17 protein-coding genes and 1 pseudogene are annotated in these 15,839 nt (G+C 67.2%); 5 read left to right on the forward strand and 13 right to left on the reverse strand.

The genetic code is table 11. The features are described 5' to 3' along the window. Positions 1-62 precede the first annotated feature (62 nt). The 4 genes from EJK16_RS10530 to EJK16_RS10545 all read left to right on the forward strand — a co-directional run bounded on the left by EJK16_RS10530 (position 63) and on the right by EJK16_RS10545 (position 2,618). Positions 63-1,028: an aldo/keto reductase gene (locus EJK16_RS10530; protein WP_240645950.1), complete on the forward strand. Its 966-nt coding sequence runs from the start codon at positions 63-65 to the stop codon at positions 1,026-1,028. Next, positions 1,025-1,324, forward strand: coding sequence for a DUF1330 domain-containing protein (locus tag EJK16_RS10535; RefSeq protein ID WP_127129045.1), 300 nt, complete (start codon positions 1,025-1,027; stop codon positions 1,322-1,324). The genes EJK16_RS10530 and EJK16_RS10535 overlap by 4 nt, the downstream gene beginning before the upstream one ends. A gap of 127 nt (positions 1,325-1,451) precedes the next feature. Continuing rightward, entirely contained in the window at positions 1,452-1,991 is a 540-nt protein-coding gene (locus EJK16_RS10540) for a single-stranded DNA-binding protein (protein WP_164737290.1), read from the forward strand. Positions 1,992-2,102: 111 nt separating this feature from the next. After that, positions 2,103-2,618 carry a hypothetical protein gene (locus tag EJK16_RS10545; RefSeq protein ID WP_240645952.1) on the forward strand — a complete coding sequence of 172 codons (516 nt, stop codon included), beginning with the start codon at positions 2,103-2,105 and terminating at the stop codon, positions 2,616-2,618. 296 nt (positions 2,619-2,914) lie between these two features. On the opposite strand, the gene EJK16_RS19590 is transcribed toward EJK16_RS10545, so the two are convergent. The 7 genes and pseudogenes from EJK16_RS19590 to EJK16_RS10575 form a co-directional block, all read right to left on the reverse strand. Then, positions 2,915-3,280 (reverse strand): hypothetical protein, encoded by a 366-nt coding sequence (locus tag EJK16_RS19590; RefSeq protein WP_164737291.1) that lies wholly within the window; start codon positions 3,278-3,280, stop codon positions 2,915-2,917. A 483-nt stretch (positions 3,281-3,763) separates the two neighbouring features. Then, entirely contained in the window at positions 3,764-4,393 is a 630-nt protein-coding gene (locus tag EJK16_RS20230; protein ID WP_240645931.1) for a tyrosine-type recombinase/integrase, read from the reverse strand. Positions 4,394-4,734: 341 nt separating this feature from the next. Continuing rightward, positions 4,735-5,052, reverse strand: a pseudogene (locus EJK16_RS20235) (site-specific integrase); the annotation flags it as partial. 3 nt (positions 5,053-5,055) lie between these two features. Further along, entirely contained in the window at positions 5,056-5,250 is a 195-nt protein-coding gene (locus EJK16_RS10560) for a helix-turn-helix domain-containing protein (RefSeq protein WP_240645932.1), read from the reverse strand. Positions 5,251-5,842: 592 nt separating this feature from the next. Then, a complete protein-coding gene (locus EJK16_RS10565) occupies positions 5,843-6,031 on the reverse strand; it encodes a hypothetical protein (protein ID WP_127129055.1) in 189 nt (62 codons plus the stop codon). A gap of 99 nt (positions 6,032-6,130) precedes the next feature. Continuing rightward, positions 6,131-7,525, reverse strand: a complete 1,395-nt coding sequence (locus EJK16_RS10570) for a flavocytochrome c (protein WP_127129057.1) — start codon at positions 7,523-7,525, stop codon at positions 6,131-6,133. A gap of 101 nt (positions 7,526-7,626) precedes the next feature. Beyond that, a complete protein-coding gene (locus tag EJK16_RS10575) occupies positions 7,627-9,039 on the reverse strand; it encodes an MFS transporter (protein WP_127129059.1) in 1,413 nt (470 codons plus the stop codon). 548 nt (positions 9,040-9,587) lie between these two features. On the opposite strand from EJK16_RS10575, the gene EJK16_RS10580 reads away from it, so the two are divergent. Next, a complete protein-coding gene (locus EJK16_RS10580) occupies positions 9,588-10,406 on the forward strand; it encodes an IclR family transcriptional regulator (RefSeq protein WP_205739706.1) in 819 nt (272 codons plus the stop codon). Between the two features lie 74 nt (positions 10,407-10,480). Here EJK16_RS10580 and EJK16_RS10585 read toward each other — a convergent pair whose 3' ends face one another. The 6 genes from EJK16_RS10585 to EJK16_RS10610 form a co-directional block, all read right to left on the reverse strand. Next, positions 10,481-11,461, reverse strand: coding sequence for a VOC family protein (locus EJK16_RS10585; protein WP_127129061.1), 981 nt, complete (start codon positions 11,459-11,461; stop codon positions 10,481-10,483). Positions 11,462-11,737: 276 nt separating this feature from the next. After that, a complete protein-coding gene (locus EJK16_RS10590) occupies positions 11,738-12,568 on the reverse strand; it encodes an SDR family NAD(P)-dependent oxidoreductase (RefSeq protein WP_127129063.1) in 831 nt (276 codons plus the stop codon). After that, complete coding sequence (locus EJK16_RS10595; protein WP_164737292.1) at positions 12,553-12,867, reverse strand: YciI family protein; 315 nt, start codon at positions 12,865-12,867, stop codon at positions 12,553-12,555. Before EJK16_RS10595 ends, EJK16_RS10590 begins: the two co-directional genes overlap by 16 nt. A 40-nt stretch (positions 12,868-12,907) precedes the next feature. Continuing rightward, complete coding sequence (locus EJK16_RS10600; protein ID WP_127129067.1) at positions 12,908-13,846, reverse strand: VOC family protein; 939 nt, start codon at positions 13,844-13,846, stop codon at positions 12,908-12,910. 35 nt (positions 13,847-13,881) lie between these two features. Further along, a complete protein-coding gene (locus EJK16_RS10605; protein ID WP_370276020.1) occupies positions 13,882-14,214 on the reverse strand; it encodes an SDR family NAD(P)-dependent oxidoreductase in 333 nt (110 codons plus the stop codon). Positions 14,215-14,747: 533 nt separating this feature from the next. Beyond that, positions 14,748-15,776 (reverse strand): alcohol dehydrogenase catalytic domain-containing protein, encoded by a 1,029-nt coding sequence (locus tag EJK16_RS10610; RefSeq protein WP_164737293.1) that lies wholly within the window; start codon positions 15,774-15,776, stop codon positions 14,748-14,750. Between the last annotated feature and the right edge of the window lie 63 nt (positions 15,777-15,839).

Below are 15,839 nucleotides of genomic sequence, written 5' to 3' on the forward strand. Positions count from 1 at the left end.
ACCGCTCGGGACGACAGGACGGGCACACCGCAGAGGGGCGGTCCTCGACGGCGTCGCGACGCCTGGGGCGGTCTGGCCTGGCCGTCTCCGCCATCGGTCTCGGCTGCAACAACTTCGGCCGCCCCGGGGTCGCGACCGAGTCGCTCGAGGGTACTCGGGCCGTCATCGATGCTGCTATCGACGCCGGTGTCACGCTGTTCGACACCGCAGACAGCTACCTGCGGCCGCCCGGTACCAGCGAGACGCTCATGGGTCACGCTCTCAAGGGCAAGCGTGACCAGATCGTACTGGCAACGAAATTCGGCATGGACATGGCCGGGATGAACGGGCCGGACTGGGGTGCACGTGGGTCGCGCCGGTACGTCCGCCTCGCCGTGGAGGCGTCACTCCAGCGACTGCAGACGGACTGGATCGACCTATACCAGATGCACGCTCCCGATCCGCTCACACCGATCGGCGAGACGCTGTCGGTGCTGGACGATCTGATCCGCGAGGGCAAGATCCGCTACATCGGGCACTCGAATTTCGCCGCATGGCAAGTGGCCGAGGCCACATACGTAGCCGAGCTGCAGGGGCACACGAAGTTCATCTCAGCGCAGAACGAGTACAGCCTCCTGGTGCGGGGCGCGGAGAAGGAGCTCCTGCCTGCGGTTGAGCACCTGGGGATCGGGTTTCTGCCCTTCTACCCGCTGCAGAACGGGCTACTCACAGGGAAGTTCACACGGGACGGCGGACCCGCCGAGAGCCGCATCATGCAGATCCGGAAGTATCTCGTGGACGACGCGCCGTGGGACAAGCTCGAGCGGTACCGCACCCTGTGCGGCGATCACGGGGTCAGCATGCTGACCGCATCGCTGACGTGGCTGCTCCGACAGCCGGCGGTGACCAGCGTCATCGCCGGTGCCACCCGGCCGGAGCAGGCGGTGGAGAACGTCGCGGCGGCATCGGAGTGGAACCCGACCGACGAGGTCATCGCCGAGATCTCGGCGATCTTCGACGCCACTGCTAGAGGGGAGGACAAGACATGACCACCTACGTCATCGCCCGCATCCGAGAGATCATGGACCCCGACCGCTTCGACGAGTACCGGACCGGAATGCCAGCAGCACTCGCCCAATACGGCGGGCGCTACCTCGTACGGGGAGCCTTGGAGGACGTCGCCGAGGGCGGCGAGCCCGAACGGATCGCCGTGATCGAGTTCCCTTCGCGCGAGGCCGCCGACACGTTCTGGAACTCGGAGGAGTACACCGCGCTCCGCAATCTTCGCGAGGGCGCGACGATCGTCCAGATCGGCATCGTCGACGGAGTAATGCCGCAGCCGTGAAGCCGACGAGGCCTGGGCAAGCGTCTCCACCACGCTTGCCGGGACGGCGCCGACGACACGACCACACCTGCTTGTCAAAGCGGACGCTCGCCGCAGAGGGCACCGCCCGACATGAGGAGGGGTCATCGTGACCATCCCTGTGCAGCAGTCCCTGGCGGGGTTCATCGCCAGCGACGCGGACGTCTCGTTCACCGACGCCGGTACCGTGCAGGTCCGCTTCCGGGTCGGGGTGGAGCACTGGCGCCGGGAGCAGGACGGGACCTTCACCAAGCTCGACAACTCGTTCCACGACCTGCTGATCTCCGGCAAGACCGCCGAGCGAGCCGCTGACCGGTTCCGTAGGGGCGATCAGTTCGTCGCCCACGGGTACGTCGACACCCGGTACGCCGAGCCGCCGGCCCGGCCGGCCGAGCGTGAGGTGTACGTCGCACGCAGGATCGGGCACGACCTGGCGCGCACGGCCTACGACGTCGACCGCACACCCGCCTCCGCGCGGCAGGCCGCCCAGCAGCTCCGGCAGGTCGAGGGGCTGGCTGCGGTCGGCACCGAGAACGGGCACCCGTCGGCCGGTGCCGGGCAGGTCGTTCCGCCGCTGACCCCGCCCGTAGCGGACCGTCCGGCGTCGCTGCGTCCGGGCGCGTCGCCTGGCCACGGGATCGGGCTGTGACCATGGACGGTGAGGTTCCCTGGCAGTTCGAAACGAACCCCCCTCCACCTGCCCGACGACTTGGTGTCCGACGAGCACCTCGCCGAGTACGAGGCCGAGCTCGCCGCCGAGCTGAAGCGCGCGGTCGAGGAGGTCGGCGAGGTCGAGCCCGTCGACTGGCGGACCCTGACCGCCGCCGAGGCGCAGGCGCACTGGCGGGCGCTGGACACGTTCGTCCACTGGCTGCGCACCACGTACGGCCTGCCGCCGACCGTCGTCCCGCCGCTGTGGCACCGGCACCCCGAGCTGGTGTGGGAGCTGTCCGCGCTGCACACGCACTGGCTGGCGTGTTACGAGCCGGGCGGCTCGGGCTCGTGGCCGGTCGCCTGGCACGCCGACTTCGCCGACGCCCGTGAACGGCTGCGCGAGTGGGTGGCCACCTCCGGCACCCGCCTGGACCGCGACCGGCCCACCCGTGCCACCGCCTGGCCCGGCGAGCCCGCCGTCGCCCCAGCCGAGGAGCGGCCCATCACCGACCGGCAGGCAGACTTCGCGGCGTTCGTCGCCGCGGACCTCGACGCCCGCCGCGCCACCAGCGCCCGCGCGGCCCGCAACGCCCGTGCCGCCAAGCAGGAGCGAGGTGCGTGATGACCACCGAGCCCTACCGCGACGACGCCCGCGACCCGCATGCGCTGCGCCTGGAAGCCGACCACATCGCCCTGGACGACCACGCCGCGACCTCGGCCCGGCCCGCGCACCGGATCATCGCGACCCACCTGCGGACCATGCTCCGCAGTCTGGGGTTCACCGACGGGCGGGTGCTGGCCGTTGGTGACGACGCCGCGACCTTGATCGGGCTGCCGCACACCGACGGCAACTCGTTCTTGTCCCTGGTCGCGGACCTCACCGCCGCTCACACCCCGGGCAGCCAGTTCTCGGTGCAGCTACGGGTCCCGAGGGCGCACGACCGGTTCGACGTCGTGATCGCGTCCCTGCCGTACAACGACGTGCGTCTCCAAGACCCCCAGCACGTCCTGCTGAGGCGCGCCGTCCAGGCCGAGCTGGCCGTCACCATGGAAAAGCTCACCCGCCCCGGCGGGTACACGGTGCTGCTCGCCTCCCACGACCTGATGGACCACCCGTTCCCCGAAGCGCGCCGGCACCCGCACCTGGGCGCCGACCTCCTCGGGGCCGTCCGCCTGCCGGCCGGCGCCCACCGCCGGCTCCCCGGCCTGGACCTGCCCACCGACCTGCTCGTCCTCCAACGCCGGCCCGACGATGAGGGCACACGGTCGCAGGACTTCGAGCACACCACCACCATCCACGTCGACGACCGCGACGTGGAGATCAACACCTACTTCGAGAACAACATCGGCCAAGTCCTCGGCACCGTCGGCGCCGACCCCCTCGCCTGGGGACCCGCCGCCGTCACCGTCTCCAGCCCGCCCGACCGCCTCGACCGCGACCTGGCCGAGGCCCTCGGCAACGTCACCGCCCACGCACTCCGCACAGGCCTGCCTACACCCCAGCCGCCACCCGTCCCCGGCCGCAGGAGCCGTCCGTCGCCGACCTCACCCGCCAGCGCGGCCGGCCGATCACCTCGTCGATCCCGCGCCCCCACTCCCGCCGAGCCCACGGCCACCCCGGGCTCGAGCGATGAGCAGACCCACGCGAGCAGGCATCCGCCCGTGCGGTCGCGCTCTCGGCGCGTGGTCGGGTCAACCACGCTCGGCTCCGACGGACCCGCCGAGCGAAGCACCCACCGCTGTGCTCGTCGTGGATACTTCGAGATTTCACGCCAGGACGCTGGCCGAGCGCTCGTCGCCGTCGTCGAGCCGTTCCTGCTTGCCGTTGGCGTTCCTCCGTGCGGCACGTCTGGGCTTGGTCGGGTCGATCGGCTCGGCGGCCGGGCCGAGATTCTTCTCCAAGATCTCCGCAGTCACCGGGTTCACGTACCGATTCGGCTCGATGTAGTGCACCCGGGTGATTTCCGTCGAGGTGTGGCCGAGCAGCTCGGCCGCCAGGTCGATGCCCTGCGCCCGGTCGACCGTCGTGGCCACGGTGCGCCGGAACGCGTGAGGCGTGATGTGCTCGGCCTCGGTCCCCTTGAGGATCTTGCGCAGCGAGCGACGGAAGTTGTTCGTCGTGATCGGCGTGCCGTTGCGGGTGAAGAAGATCAGGTGGTCGGACTCGACGTCCCCGATCTTCGCCAGCCGTTCTGCCAGCGCCTTGGCGGTGAACTTCGGAAGGAACACCGTCCGTACCGACCGTGCGGTCTTGGGATGGTCCTGCCGATAGGTTGGTCCCTTGGCGAGCGAGACGATCGTGCCGGCGATCGTGACGCTGGGTCGATCGGACGCCACGTCGACGTCGCGCCGGCGCAGCGCGAGGACCTCGCCGATGCGGGCCGAGCTGCCGAGCATCGTCTCGATGACCGCAGCACCTGACCGTCCGGTTTTGGGCCTGGCTTGCCCTCGGCACCCTTCTCCCACTCAGCGACGAGGTCACGGACGAGCCTGATGGTCTCCAGGCTCGGCGCCTGGGCCTGCCGGGGCGGGCGGTGCAGCGTGTCGACGCCGCGGACGGGGTTACGTTCGAGGACTTCCCAACGCACGGCGAGCTTGAACGCGAGGTTGAGCACGACCTTGGCCTTCTGGGCTCTGTCGTAGGAGCGCTTGTAGCGCTGCTTGAGGAGCCGGTCGACCTTGCGTAAGGAGATCTCCCGCAGCGCGTAGTTCTCGAAGGCCGGCATCACGAGCGTGCGCATGTCTCGCTCGTACCGAAGTCGAGTCGTCGGGGCGAGCCGGTTCGTGTCGTCGAGGGACTCCAGCCACGCGTCGACGAGCTCGCCGAACAGGGAGTCGCCGGTCAGCTCGTCCGACGTCTCAGCCAGGGCGTCGTCGGCGATCTTATTCTTGAGCTTGCGCAGCGCCCCGGCCCTGGACCTGCCGGTGGCCTTGATCTTGCGGGTGCGTCCGTCGAAGTCGCGGAAGCGGACCAGCACGAGGACCGTGCCGCTAGGCAGCTCCTCATAGCTCGGCGAGCCTAAGGTACCGATGGGGGTGCGGGGTCGGGCCATCATCGATCACCGCTTCCCGACAGCGGGGGCGATGCCGGCGGCCTGCTCGCGGCACGTGGCCAGCCACACCTGCACGTCCTTGACGGCGTAGCGCAGGTGGTTGCCGATCTTGTAGGCGACCGGGCCTTCGCCCTTCGTGCGCCAGTCCTTCATCGTGTTGACCGGCACCCCGAGGATCTCCGAGAGGGTGTCGATGCTCATCAGCGGCTCAAGCCCGCCGCCAGGGGCGGTGTGGTTCGTCATGCACCTTAGGCGCGTGACTCGCCCCAGCCCCCTCAGCCCTGCTCGGACCGTCGTCCGCGAGCAGGGGCGGTTTCGAGACCCAATCCGGCCTCCTGGGACGGGTTCTTGTCCCATAAATGTCCCGTGACTCACGACTGGCAACCTTCCGGTCACGGTCACCAGTCCTGCTCCGGAACGAACAAGCCCCGGACCTGCAGGTTCGCAGGTCCGAGGCTCTCACGCGGTCGGGCTGACAGGATTTGAACCTGCGACCCCTTGACCCCCAGATCAAGGCACCCCATACGCACCCGTCCGCCCCGATACGTATATGCAGGTCAGAATCTTTCATCGACGCCGGCGAACCCTTCCGAACCGGGGCGGAGGCCGTTTCATGGCTACATCTTTGGCTACACGCTCACCTCCTTGAGGCTCGCGACTGGGTCTCCGCGCCAGCACCACTCCCCTGTGCTGAAGGGAGGCTCTTCCCACGCACGACTTCGAACCGCTGCAGGCACAGCCCGTTCAACTACCCGCACCGCTGAAATGTTTACCGGCGACGTCCGCTTCGACGTCATCGCCGCAAGGCAAACATCCCGGCCGAGAGGGCGGCCGAGCCGCCGAAGGTCTGCGACTTCTCCGGCAGTGCCGCTCGCGTCCAGGCCCGGACGGCGGTCATCGCGGCGTCGGAGCCCGAAACGTCGGAGCCGACGATGGCGGCGTCCACACGCCCGACCACATCGATGTTGAGACGCTGAGTCATTGTTGCCTCACCTTTCGGTGGCGAACGAGGTCAGGATGGGCGCTGGGTGGGTGCGGTGGCTGGTCGGCTCGAGGCGCGACCAGCCACCACGTGTGGGGGTCAGGCGCGGAGGCCGGCGGCGAGCTTGGCGGCGGCGTGGTGGGCGACGATGCGGCCGAAGACGGTGCCCTTGCCCAGCGAGGTGCCGGTCATGTAGGCGGCGCCGTGGAACCCGCCGGTGACCTCGCCGATCGCGTACAGGCCCGCGACGACCTCCCCGTCGACGTCGACGACCTCGCCGCGCGGGTCGATGGTGATGCCGCAGTAGGTCGTGGTCATCAACGACTTGGCGGGGTAGGCGTAGAACGGCGCGGTCTCGATCGGCAGGAGATCCCCGACGCCGTTGCACAGGCTGGTGCGGCCCACCTCGTCCTCGAGCTGCCCCGAGACGGCGGCGTTGTACCGGGCCACAGTCTCCACCAGGGCGGCGGGGTCGATGCCGGCGACCTCGGCGAGCTCGGCGAGGGTGTCGGCCTTGAAGACGTGGCCGATCTCCTCGAGGGTGTCGATGTCCTTCAGCGGGATTCCGCGGTGGGACTTCGCCCGGACCGTCGCGTCGAAGACCTCGAAGCCCAGGCCGCCCGGCTGGTCCAGGACCACCCGGCCGAGGGTCTTGTAGTCCAGGGACTCGTCCACGAACCGCCGCCCGTGGGTGTTCACGATGATCGCGCCCATGTAGTAGGCGGTGAGCAGCTCGTGGAACTCCTCCCCGGTGTCCGGGTGGGAGCCGTACGTGCCCGAGACGAAGGACATGTCCGCCATGCCGGCGCCGAGCTTCCAGGCCATCTTCAGCCCGTCCCCGGTGTTGCCCCTCCCGCCGTAGGGGATGGCGGCGAGCTGCTCGGGCGCGAAGACCTTCAGCAGGTCGGTGCCGCGGGAGAACCCGCCGGTGGCCAGCACCACCCCGGCGCGACCGGTGAACAGCGCCTCGCCGTCGGGGGTCTCGGCCAGGACGCCGGTGACCGTGCCGGCGTCGTCGCGCACCAGGCCCGTGGCGCGCGAGCTCAGCCGGGTCTGCCCGCCCAGGTCGGTGTAGGCCCGGTGCAGCGTGGCCAGCACCTCCGTGATGACCGAGTTGTGGCCGCGCCGGGCGGACTGCCCCGAGCTGATCTCCACCTCCCGGAACACCACGCCGTGGGACTTCAGCCACCGGTACGTCTCCTCCTGGTTCGCCAGGTAGGCCTCCAGCAGCGACCGGTCGTTGAGGTACTCCCCTACCTCGAGCATGTCGCGCAGGAACAGCTCAGCCGAGTCCTCGACACCCTCCGCGGCCTGCTCATCCGTGCCGGAGAACGCGAACCAGCCACCGCTCATCGCCGACGAGCCGCCCAGCCTCTCCGTCTTCTCCAGCAGCACCACCGCCAGCCCGGCCTCCGCCGCGGCGGTCGCGGCCGTCTGCCCGGCAATGCCGGAACCGACCACGACAAGATCGAAGACGTGTTCAGAGGTGGTCATGTCGCACTCGCTTTCGTGACTTTTCAATCGAGGGACGCGTTCCGGACGTGATGAGCGCCCGGAAGCTGTTGGAGATGCTTGCCGCGTACGCGGTGCGGGACTCAGTTCTGGATCAGGGACGGAACGGCGTCCGGAGCATCGTCGTGGTCCGGGCGGTTGTGGATGACCGGCGAACCGGGCGCATGGACGACGTTTCCCTTGCCCAGGCCGAGTTCGTGGAGCGGGGTCCTGTGGGTCTCCCGGGCCGTCAACGCGGCGACGGCGGCAATCACCAATGCAGCGGCTGTCATGCCGGCAACCGGCAGCCAGTTCGTCGGGTCGCTTCGGGTGAGCAACGTGGCGACGGAGGGCGCGAAGCCGGACACGACAGAGCCAAGCTGCAGGCCCACTGCCATACCGGTGTATCGGGTTCTCGCGGTGAACATCTCCGCGTAGAAGGCGGGGTAGATGGCGCCGCAGCACGCGAGGAACAAGCCCACCATCAGGGCATTGGTCACGAACATCATCGGGATATTCCCGGTGGACACGGCCGAGAAGAACCCGAAGGTCATGGCGGCCGTTCCGAGTGCGCCGACCACGAAAACGGGCTTACGGCCGAACCTGTCCGCGAGAATTCCGGCGACTGGCCTGGTCATAAGCGCCACGATCTGCGTCACGACAGCTGACCACAGCACGGTCGTCCGGTCGATGCCCATCGAAACTGCGAATGCAACACCGAAAACGTTCATGATCGAATCGGGAACGAAGTAGAGAGTGGCGAAGACTACGCGCAAAACTCCGCGCCAGTTCTCTCGGAAAACTTCGACTACGGGCACCTTCGCGGTCCGACCGCTCTGCTTGACGTCCTCGAACACCTCCGGCTCTTCGAGCGTCCTGCGCACGAAGAAGGCGACGAGAAGGACGACGATGCTCGCCAGGAAGGGCAGCCTCCAGCCCCAGGAGAAGAGAATTTCGTCCGGCATGGCAGCAACGGGGATCATGACGAGTGTTGCGAGCAGCATGCCGGCACCCACGCCTTGAACGGTCCAGCTGCCCCAGAACGCCCGTCGCCCCTCGGGCGAATGTTCGATCGTCAGCGAGCTAGCACCAGCGACCTCCCCTCCCGCGGAGAACCCTTGCAGCAGTCGCATGCCGACGAGCAGGACTGGTGCCACGAATCCGATTTGATCGTAGCTGGGCAGGATCCCAATGACGAATGTGGCGAGCCCCATGATGAGGAGGCTGGCCAGCAAGGCCTTCTTGCGTCCGAACTTGTCGCCGAAGTGCCCCAATACCACGGCGCCGAGCGGACGAGCTAGATAAGCCACGCCGAATGTCGCGAAGGAGAGCAGGGTCGCGGACTCGGAGTTGTGGAAGAAGACCGTCGGGAAGATGATGGCTGCCGCTGCGGCAAAGAGCACGAAGTCGTAGTACTCGAGGGCCCCGCCGAGGAAGGCAGATAGTGCTGCCTTCTTCGTCTGGTTGGTGGACCGGCCAGCAGTCTCCTTGCCTACGACACGCTGTTGATGCGTCATATTCCGTTCGCCTTCCAGGAGGGAATTTCGAAGTGACGAGAGGTCACCGATCCTCGTCATGACGAGGCCTGCAATGCTCAGCGTCGTACATCCGGCTCAGTCGTCTTTGAGACGAGCCAGCTGTCGTTGAGACGAGCGGACGTCGGCCTCTGCCGCACGAGAATCTGTGCTGGCTTGTTCGACACCCACGCCGATAGGTGCCGAGGACAGTTCGATCAGCGGCTACCGACTTAGAGGACCCTGCCTGACCACTCCCGAACGGGACAGTAGTCTTCTCACTAGGCGAGAAGCCCACGAAGCGAGATGTGTCGGCAGGAGCATGTTTCCGGAGGCTGACATCGGCAACGCCGCGTTCAACGGGAACCCTGGCCCGCGCATCCGCGTCGTGTTCGAGGGCTGCGCAGGCCCGGCGCTACGCGCCCCTTAGCGTGTGAAAGCATGGGCCCAATGCCTCGTGCCGGCGCCGACGGTGCTGACCTGGCCGTCACGTACAGGGTTCGCGGCCGGCGTCGGGCGGCGCCGGCCGCGGTCGATGGAGGTGTGCCACGATGCCGGTTGGTAGCGAGACGATGATCGAGCGTGTTGTTCGTGTCCTCGAGGTGTTCGGCCCAGGAGAGCGCTCTCTGTCGGCGTCGGACATCGCCCGGCGGGCGAGGCTGCCCGTCCCGACGGCACACCGCATCGTGGGCGACCTAGTTCGCTCCGGCTTGCTGGAACGCGAACCGGATCGCCGGGTCCGGGTGGGCCTACGCCTGTGGGAGCTTGCGACCCGCTCGTCCAGCGCACTCTCCCTGCGCGAGATTGCGCTGCCCTTCATGGAAGACCTTCACGCCGTGGTCAAGCAGCACACGCAGCTTTCCGTGCTGGACAGGAACGATGTCCTCTATATCGAGAAGCTCTCCTCGAGACACACGAGTGCAACGAATCTGGCCGGCCCCGGAACCCGCCTCCCGGCCCTCGCATGCGCACCAGGGATCGTTCTCGCCGCCTTCTCCTCACCGGCAACCCAGGAGGAGCTGCTCACGACCGGGAGGATCACGGTGTTCAACAAGGAGACTGTCGTGGATCGCACCACCCTCCGGGGGATCGTTGCCGAGACGCGACGAACCGGTTACGCCCTGGCGCCGGGATGGATACACGCCGACACAACAGGTCTGGCAGTGCCCATTCTCGGCGCGGGCTCGACTGCCATCGCCGCGCTGTCGGTCACCACACCCCGCGGCGTCGCGGAACAGCTCACGCTCCTGCCCGCCCTGAGCACAACGGCACGCGTCATCGCCCGAGCGGTGCGCGCGGAGAACCAACCGCTTGATCCGCGGCTGAACCTGCTCAGGCAGCAGATCCGCCGCGCGACCGGGGCCAGCTAAACCGCGGGGCACGCGCGTACGGTTTCGTGCGTGCCCCGGCAAGGAGTCGCGAGACCGGGCAGCTCGCGGCTCTGTCAGTAAGGAAGTTCGCGGATGAACCGCCACTGCATTCCGAACGCCTCCTCCGGCTCGATCGTGACAGCTCCGTCGCTGGGACGGCGCGGCGTCAGGCCGACACGCGCCAGATGGGAGGCGGCTGCATCGAGGTCCGCTACCTCGAGGCTGATGCCAAGGTAGTAGTCGCTCCCCCCGGACACCTTCGCCTCCAGCTCGCTGCCCGCGTCCGGGACGGCGAACTCGACGACGGCGTCACCCAGCGCTACGAACGTGCTCTCCGCGCCAAGCTCGCCATTTCGGCTCTGGGCTAGAACATGGCCCTCCGCAGCCTCGACGTACAGCTTCTTCGCACGTTCAACATCTTCCGTGACGATCGTGTGGTGCGAGCTGCGCACAATACCGAGAGGGTCGCCGGGGTCGACCGGGGTCCTCGTCCATCCGGGTCGGAGACGCGGGTCGGCCTTGCGCGAGTAGTACTCGCGATGCCGCTCCCCGAGCTCCTCGAACTCGTGCCGCATCCCGGCCTGCTCCGGGAACGTGAACCCCACGAGAATGTCGGGCGCGATCGACGACGTGGGCACATTCTCGGGCGTGATGACCTGCCCCTTCTGGTCGTGGGCCGGAAACCCGAACGCCGCGAGCCGGTCGAATGTGGCAACGGCGTCGTCGGTGTACCATCCGATCCCGATCATGCCGTCCGGAACACCCTCGTACCGGGACTGGCCGGCCAGCGCACCGCGGGCGTGCAACTCGGGGCAAAGAACCACAAAATGGAAGTCCTTGATGAACATGAAGAACGAGTAGTTGACGGGATAGTCGGGCTGAAGCAGGTCCAGGTCCAGGGTTTCCTCCCAACGCAGGTCGGGAAGCTCGAACACCCGGTTGAACCACTCTCGGGCGGCCTCAAGATCATGGACGCCGAGCGTGGGGTGGTAGAGGGCGAAGACGCTCGGGCTCGTCCTATCGTCGGGACGAATCACGGGTGAGACGGTTGTCATGGTTGCGCTCCTGTTGCTGGGATCTGCGAGGGCTGTGCGGATCTATGGTCGCCTGCGACAGCGCGAGTAAAGGGGCTCGTTGCTGCGCGCGGCGCGGCCGAGGCTTGACGGGGTGATTCCTTCCGCACGCAGCACGACGAATTGTTGTTCGGTTCGGTGCGCGTCGTGTCATCGCACCGACGTCCCCCAACATTGCCTAAGGGAACGGATTCCACCTAGGGCTCTTCTCACTGATCGAGAGCGGTCTGGGTGTCGGGCCGTCCGGCTTTGCGGTGGTCATTCGAGCCCGATGTCAGAGAGCGGCCGCCAATCAGCGATCTCCTCCGACAGTTCGGCCCGCTTTTTCTCCCATGCGGCAATGGCGTCGCTACCGAGCGGCATGTGTGTCGGAGGGTGCTCTGCCGTGGCGACCGTGTAGACCGCTTCCGCAGCCTTCCTGGGGTCACCAGGCTGTGAGTGGTTGCTCTCCCGGACCCACGCGCGGTGGCTGGCACCTGCCGGTGTCGGTTCGTAGTCAGCGATGCGGGAGGTCGCCTCCCGCAGGGACGACGCGTCGAGGAAGTCCGTTCGCAAGCCGCCTGGCTCTACGACGGTTGTGTGGATCCCCAGGGAGACGAGCTCGCCCGACAGCGCCTCGCTCAGGCCCTCGAGCGCGAACTTCGTTGCGCTGTACATCCCCGCCCCCGGGGTGCCGCGGAAGCCCGACATGGAACCGATGTTGATGATGCGGCCCGTCCGCCGCGTCCTGAAGTGCGGGAGGACCTCGCGAATGGCGTTCAGTGCGCCGAAGAAGTTGACGTCGAAGACTGCGCGCGCCTCGGAGTCGGAGATCTCCTCGACTGCGCCGCGAAGGTGACGGCCCGCATTGTTGACGAGGACGTCAATCTTGCCGAACCGTTCCAGACCCGCAGCCACGGCTCGCGCTGTCGACGCTGCATCGGTCACGTCGAGGGCTGCCGGCAGCAACGCGCGCGGGATGTCACCGACCCCCAGGATCGATGATGGATCTCGCATCCCCGCGATGACGTTGTCCCCGTGCTCCAGCGCGACGCGGACGAGCTGGGCCCCCAACCCTCGCGACGCTCCGGTGATCAGCCAGGTCCGCATGGGCTCTGGCCATTCCCTTCTGGCACGAGGCCCTGGGAGAACGCACCCCAGTTGGGTGTCCACTCCGTGACGACGGTGCCGTGAATTGCTCCGGCCTCGGCGAAGGGATCCTTCGCCAGTTCGTCCTCCATCTCCTCGAGGGATGCGGCGCTGAGCACCAGGAGTGCGCCCGACTTGTCCGCGAACACGCCGGCCCCCAAGATCCGGCCCTCCTCGTCGAACCTCCTCAGCCAGCCGCGGTGCTGATCGAGTAGCTCCGCCCGGGTCTCCGCCTTCTCAGGTCCATAGCTGTACGTCACAGCAAATATCGCCACAGCGAGTCCTCCCTGACGTCGTGTTCTATTGGCCGTCGTTCTCGGTGAAGGTCCACCGGACGCCCATGGTCTCCGGCGGCATGGTGGACAACGAGCCGTTCGTCCGCTCGTAACTCACGCCCTGCTTGGCGAGGTGACTCGCTACTTTGTCGACATCCACCACCTGGAACGTCATGCCCACGTAGCTGTCGCCGCTGGCCGGCTCACCCGTGAAGAGGTCGGTCACGGTGCCCGAGCGGGGCCGGGCGAACTGGAGTACCGAGTCGGCGAACTCGATGAGGACGCTGTCTGCGTCCCAAGTCTCATCCGGGCCCCGGCGCCGGATCTTTCCCCGGAACACCTCCGTGTACAGGCGCTCGGCCCGTTCTAGGTCGGGGGTGAGAATGGTGTGGTGCAGGTGGCGGACCACACCGAGCGGGTCGGAGGCGCTCACCGGCGGGAGCGACCAGCCGGGATCGAGACGTGGGTCGCCCACGCGCGAGTAGAACTCGCGATGCTGCTCCCCCATCTCCAGGAACTCGTAGGTCAGTCCGGTGTCCTCAGGCAGCGTCCAGAGGATGTAGCAGTCGTCGGCGAGGTGCGAGACGGGCAGAATGCCGCCCTCGACGAGCGCGCCCTCCTGGTCACGGACGCGGACACCATGGGCGACCAGGTGGCGCGCGACCTCGCGAGCGTCCTCGGCGTACCACGCGATGTCTACAAGGCCCTCACCCTGCGGATACAGGGCCTCCTTCCCTCCCGGAAGGGTCAGCAGCTTCGGGGACAGGACGTCCAGCACGACGTCGCCGAGGTGGATGAAGATGGAGTACTCCGTCGGGTAGTCCGCGTTGATCTTGGAGAAGTCGTACTTTTCTTCCCACCGGATGCCGCGCCTTCCGAACACCCGCTGGAACCACTCCGTTGCCTGCGGGAGATCGTCAACGATGAGAGTCGGGTGGAACATCATCGGTACCTGATAGCTCATGCCTTGTTCTCCTCGTCCTTGTGTTGCGTGATGCCCTAGTTGGGCGTGACGACGTTGCCGCCGCAGACGGACAGGCACTGTCCCGTCACGTACGACGACATGTCGCCCGACAGGAACTCGACCGCCTTCGCGATGTCGTCCGGTTGGCCGAACCGTCGCAGGGGGATGCGCAGGAGGTCCTCCTCGGTGCCGAGGTTGCGTGCCCTCGCCTGCGCGGCGACCCGGGCGGAGTATGTGATGCCCGGCGAGACACAGTTGGCTCGAATGCCGTCCGGCCCGAGCTCCGTCGCCAGGCTGCGGGTGTATTGCAGCACGGCCATCTTCGCGAAGCCGTAGTGAGACAGGACTCCGTCAGGCAGCGTGGCGATGGCGCAATAGTTGGAGCTGGGTCCGCCGCGGTTTCCGCGCTCATGGCAGTTCTCCTAACATCACTCACAGAAGTTCTTTCAGGTCGCGCCCATTCGGCCGTCCGCACCTCGGCCGCTTACGTTCGCGCCCGGCGGGCTAGGCGTCGACCGAGATAGAGGCGAGCTTCACCACAAACAGCCAAGAAGTAATTCCTGCGGTGATCGGCGTGAAGTAGAGGAACACCATTGCCGTAGTTTGATGTCGGAAGCCACGCCGCTTCTCCTCTGCAGTACCGGGAAGTATCACAGCCTGCTGCGTCGGCGAACTTTCCGTCCCTGCGTTCCCGTGGCAGCGCCAATGCTGAAACCATGGCAGTTGGGGGTTTGGTCCCACAAGGCGCGTTCTCGGTGGCTGAGAAGCGATCGCGACAGCTCCTGTTGTGACGCCGCGTCGGAGCGGCATTAGTTTGCAACGCGATGGGAAGGCCTACCAGCCGCAGCAGGTGGCCGCACCCATGACGTGTGGTGCGGCCACCTGCCAGCCTGGAGAGCGGTCAGTCGAAGGTGACGACGGCGCGGCCCTTCACCGATGCGCCCTCGAGGGCTTGCAGTCCGTCCTCGATCTTGTCAAAGGGAAAATGGGTTGCGGCCATTTCGATCCGGCCGTCGCGGGCCAGAGCGACGATCTCGTTGAGGTCGGGCACGTTGAATCCACGGGTGTTGATGAACCCGGCGTTCATGGCGATCTTCTCCCAGCCCATGGGGATCTCGCCGCCGCCGATGCCGGCGACCACCAGGCGCGCTCCCTGGCTGAGGATCTTCACGCCGGTGCCCATCGTCTCCGTGCGGCCGACGAAGTCGAACACGCCGTCGACGCCCGCAGGCGCGAGCTCCAAAATGTTCTCGGCCGCGTTTTCGTCGGACAGGACCGTCTCGTGGGCACCCAGCCGTGCGGCGTCCTCCAGGCGGCCCCGAGCCGTGTCGACACCGATAATCCGGGTGCCGGAGAGCAGTCTGAGGTACTGCACCGCGTAGGCACCCAAACCACCGACGCCGATGACCACAGCGGTGCTGCCGGGCACCAGGAAGTCGAGCATCAGCTTGACCGCGTGATACGACGTCGCGGCAGCATCGGCGAGAGGTGCGGCCGTCACGGGGCTGAGCGTCCCGAGCTGGATGGCGTGCTTCGCCTCGATGAGGATGTACTCGGCGAGCCCGCCGTCATAGCCGACGCCGTACCCGGGGAGGCCGATGTTCCGGCACTGTTCATGCATACCGCGAGCGCATTTCTCGCAGTAGCCGCAGTAATACATGGAAGAGACCAGAACTCCGTCGCCCTCGGCGAACCCCTCGACGCTCGATCCCACCTTGGTGACCCAGCCGGCGTTCTCATGACCGATCGTGAAGGGTGGGTCGGGCCAGAATCCCGACGGGCTCTTGATGATGTTCAGGTCTGTCCGACACAGCCCCGCGCCGGCCATCTTCACAAGCAACTGACCCGCGCCGGGCTCAGGGACGGAGACCTCGCGGTACTCAGGCGGCTTGCCCCACTCAACGATCTGGTATGCCTGCATGCTTGCCATCGACATCAGTCCAATCCGTTCGACGGTGCACCGCACAGCGACACCGCTCTTTGATCGTAGAAC

This window comes from Georgenia sp. SYP-B2076 (genome assembly GCF_003991205.1).
Lineage (GTDB): Bacteria > Actinomycetota > Actinomycetes > Actinomycetales > Actinomycetaceae > Georgenia.

Bases quoted from the DNA above. Each gene is read 5' to 3' on its own strand.
- EJK16_RS20230 (WP_240645931.1), bottom strand. From the start codon at position 4,393: ATGCTCGGCAGCTCGGCCCGCATCGGCGAGGTCCTCGCGCTGCGCCGG.
- EJK16_RS10585 (WP_127129061.1), bottom strand. From the start codon at position 11,461: ATGACAACCGTCTCACCCGTGATTCGTCCCGACGATAGGACGAGCCCG.
- EJK16_RS10535 (WP_127129045.1), top strand. From the start codon at position 1,025: ATGACCACCTACGTCATCGCCCGCATCCGAGAGATCATGGACCCCGAC.
- EJK16_RS10600 (WP_127129067.1), bottom strand. From the start codon at position 13,846: ATGAGCTATCAGGTACCGATGATGTTCCACCCGACTCTCATCGTTGAC.
- EJK16_RS10565 (WP_127129055.1), bottom strand. From the start codon at position 6,031: ATGACTCAGCGTCTCAACATCGATGTGGTCGGGCGTGTGGACGCCGCC.
- EJK16_RS10580 (WP_205739706.1), top strand. From the start codon at position 9,588: ATGCCGGTTGGTAGCGAGACGATGATCGAGCGTGTTGTTCGTGTCCTC.
- EJK16_RS10590 (WP_127129063.1), bottom strand. From the start codon at position 12,568: ATGCGGACCTGGCTGATCACCGGAGCGTCGCGAGGGTTGGGGGCCCAG.
- EJK16_RS10560 (WP_240645932.1), bottom strand. From the start codon at position 5,250: ATGAGCATCGACACCCTCTCGGAGATCCTCGGGGTGCCGGTCAACACG.
- EJK16_RS10570 (WP_127129057.1), bottom strand. From the start codon at position 7,525: ATGACCACCTCTGAACACGTCTTCGATCTTGTCGTGGTCGGTTCCGGC.
- EJK16_RS10575 (WP_127129059.1), bottom strand. From the start codon at position 9,039: ATGACGCATCAACAGCGTGTCGTAGGCAAGGAGACTGCTGGCCGGTCC.
- EJK16_RS10610 (WP_164737293.1), bottom strand. From the start codon at position 15,776: ATGGCAAGCATGCAGGCATACCAGATCGTTGAGTGGGGCAAGCCGCCT.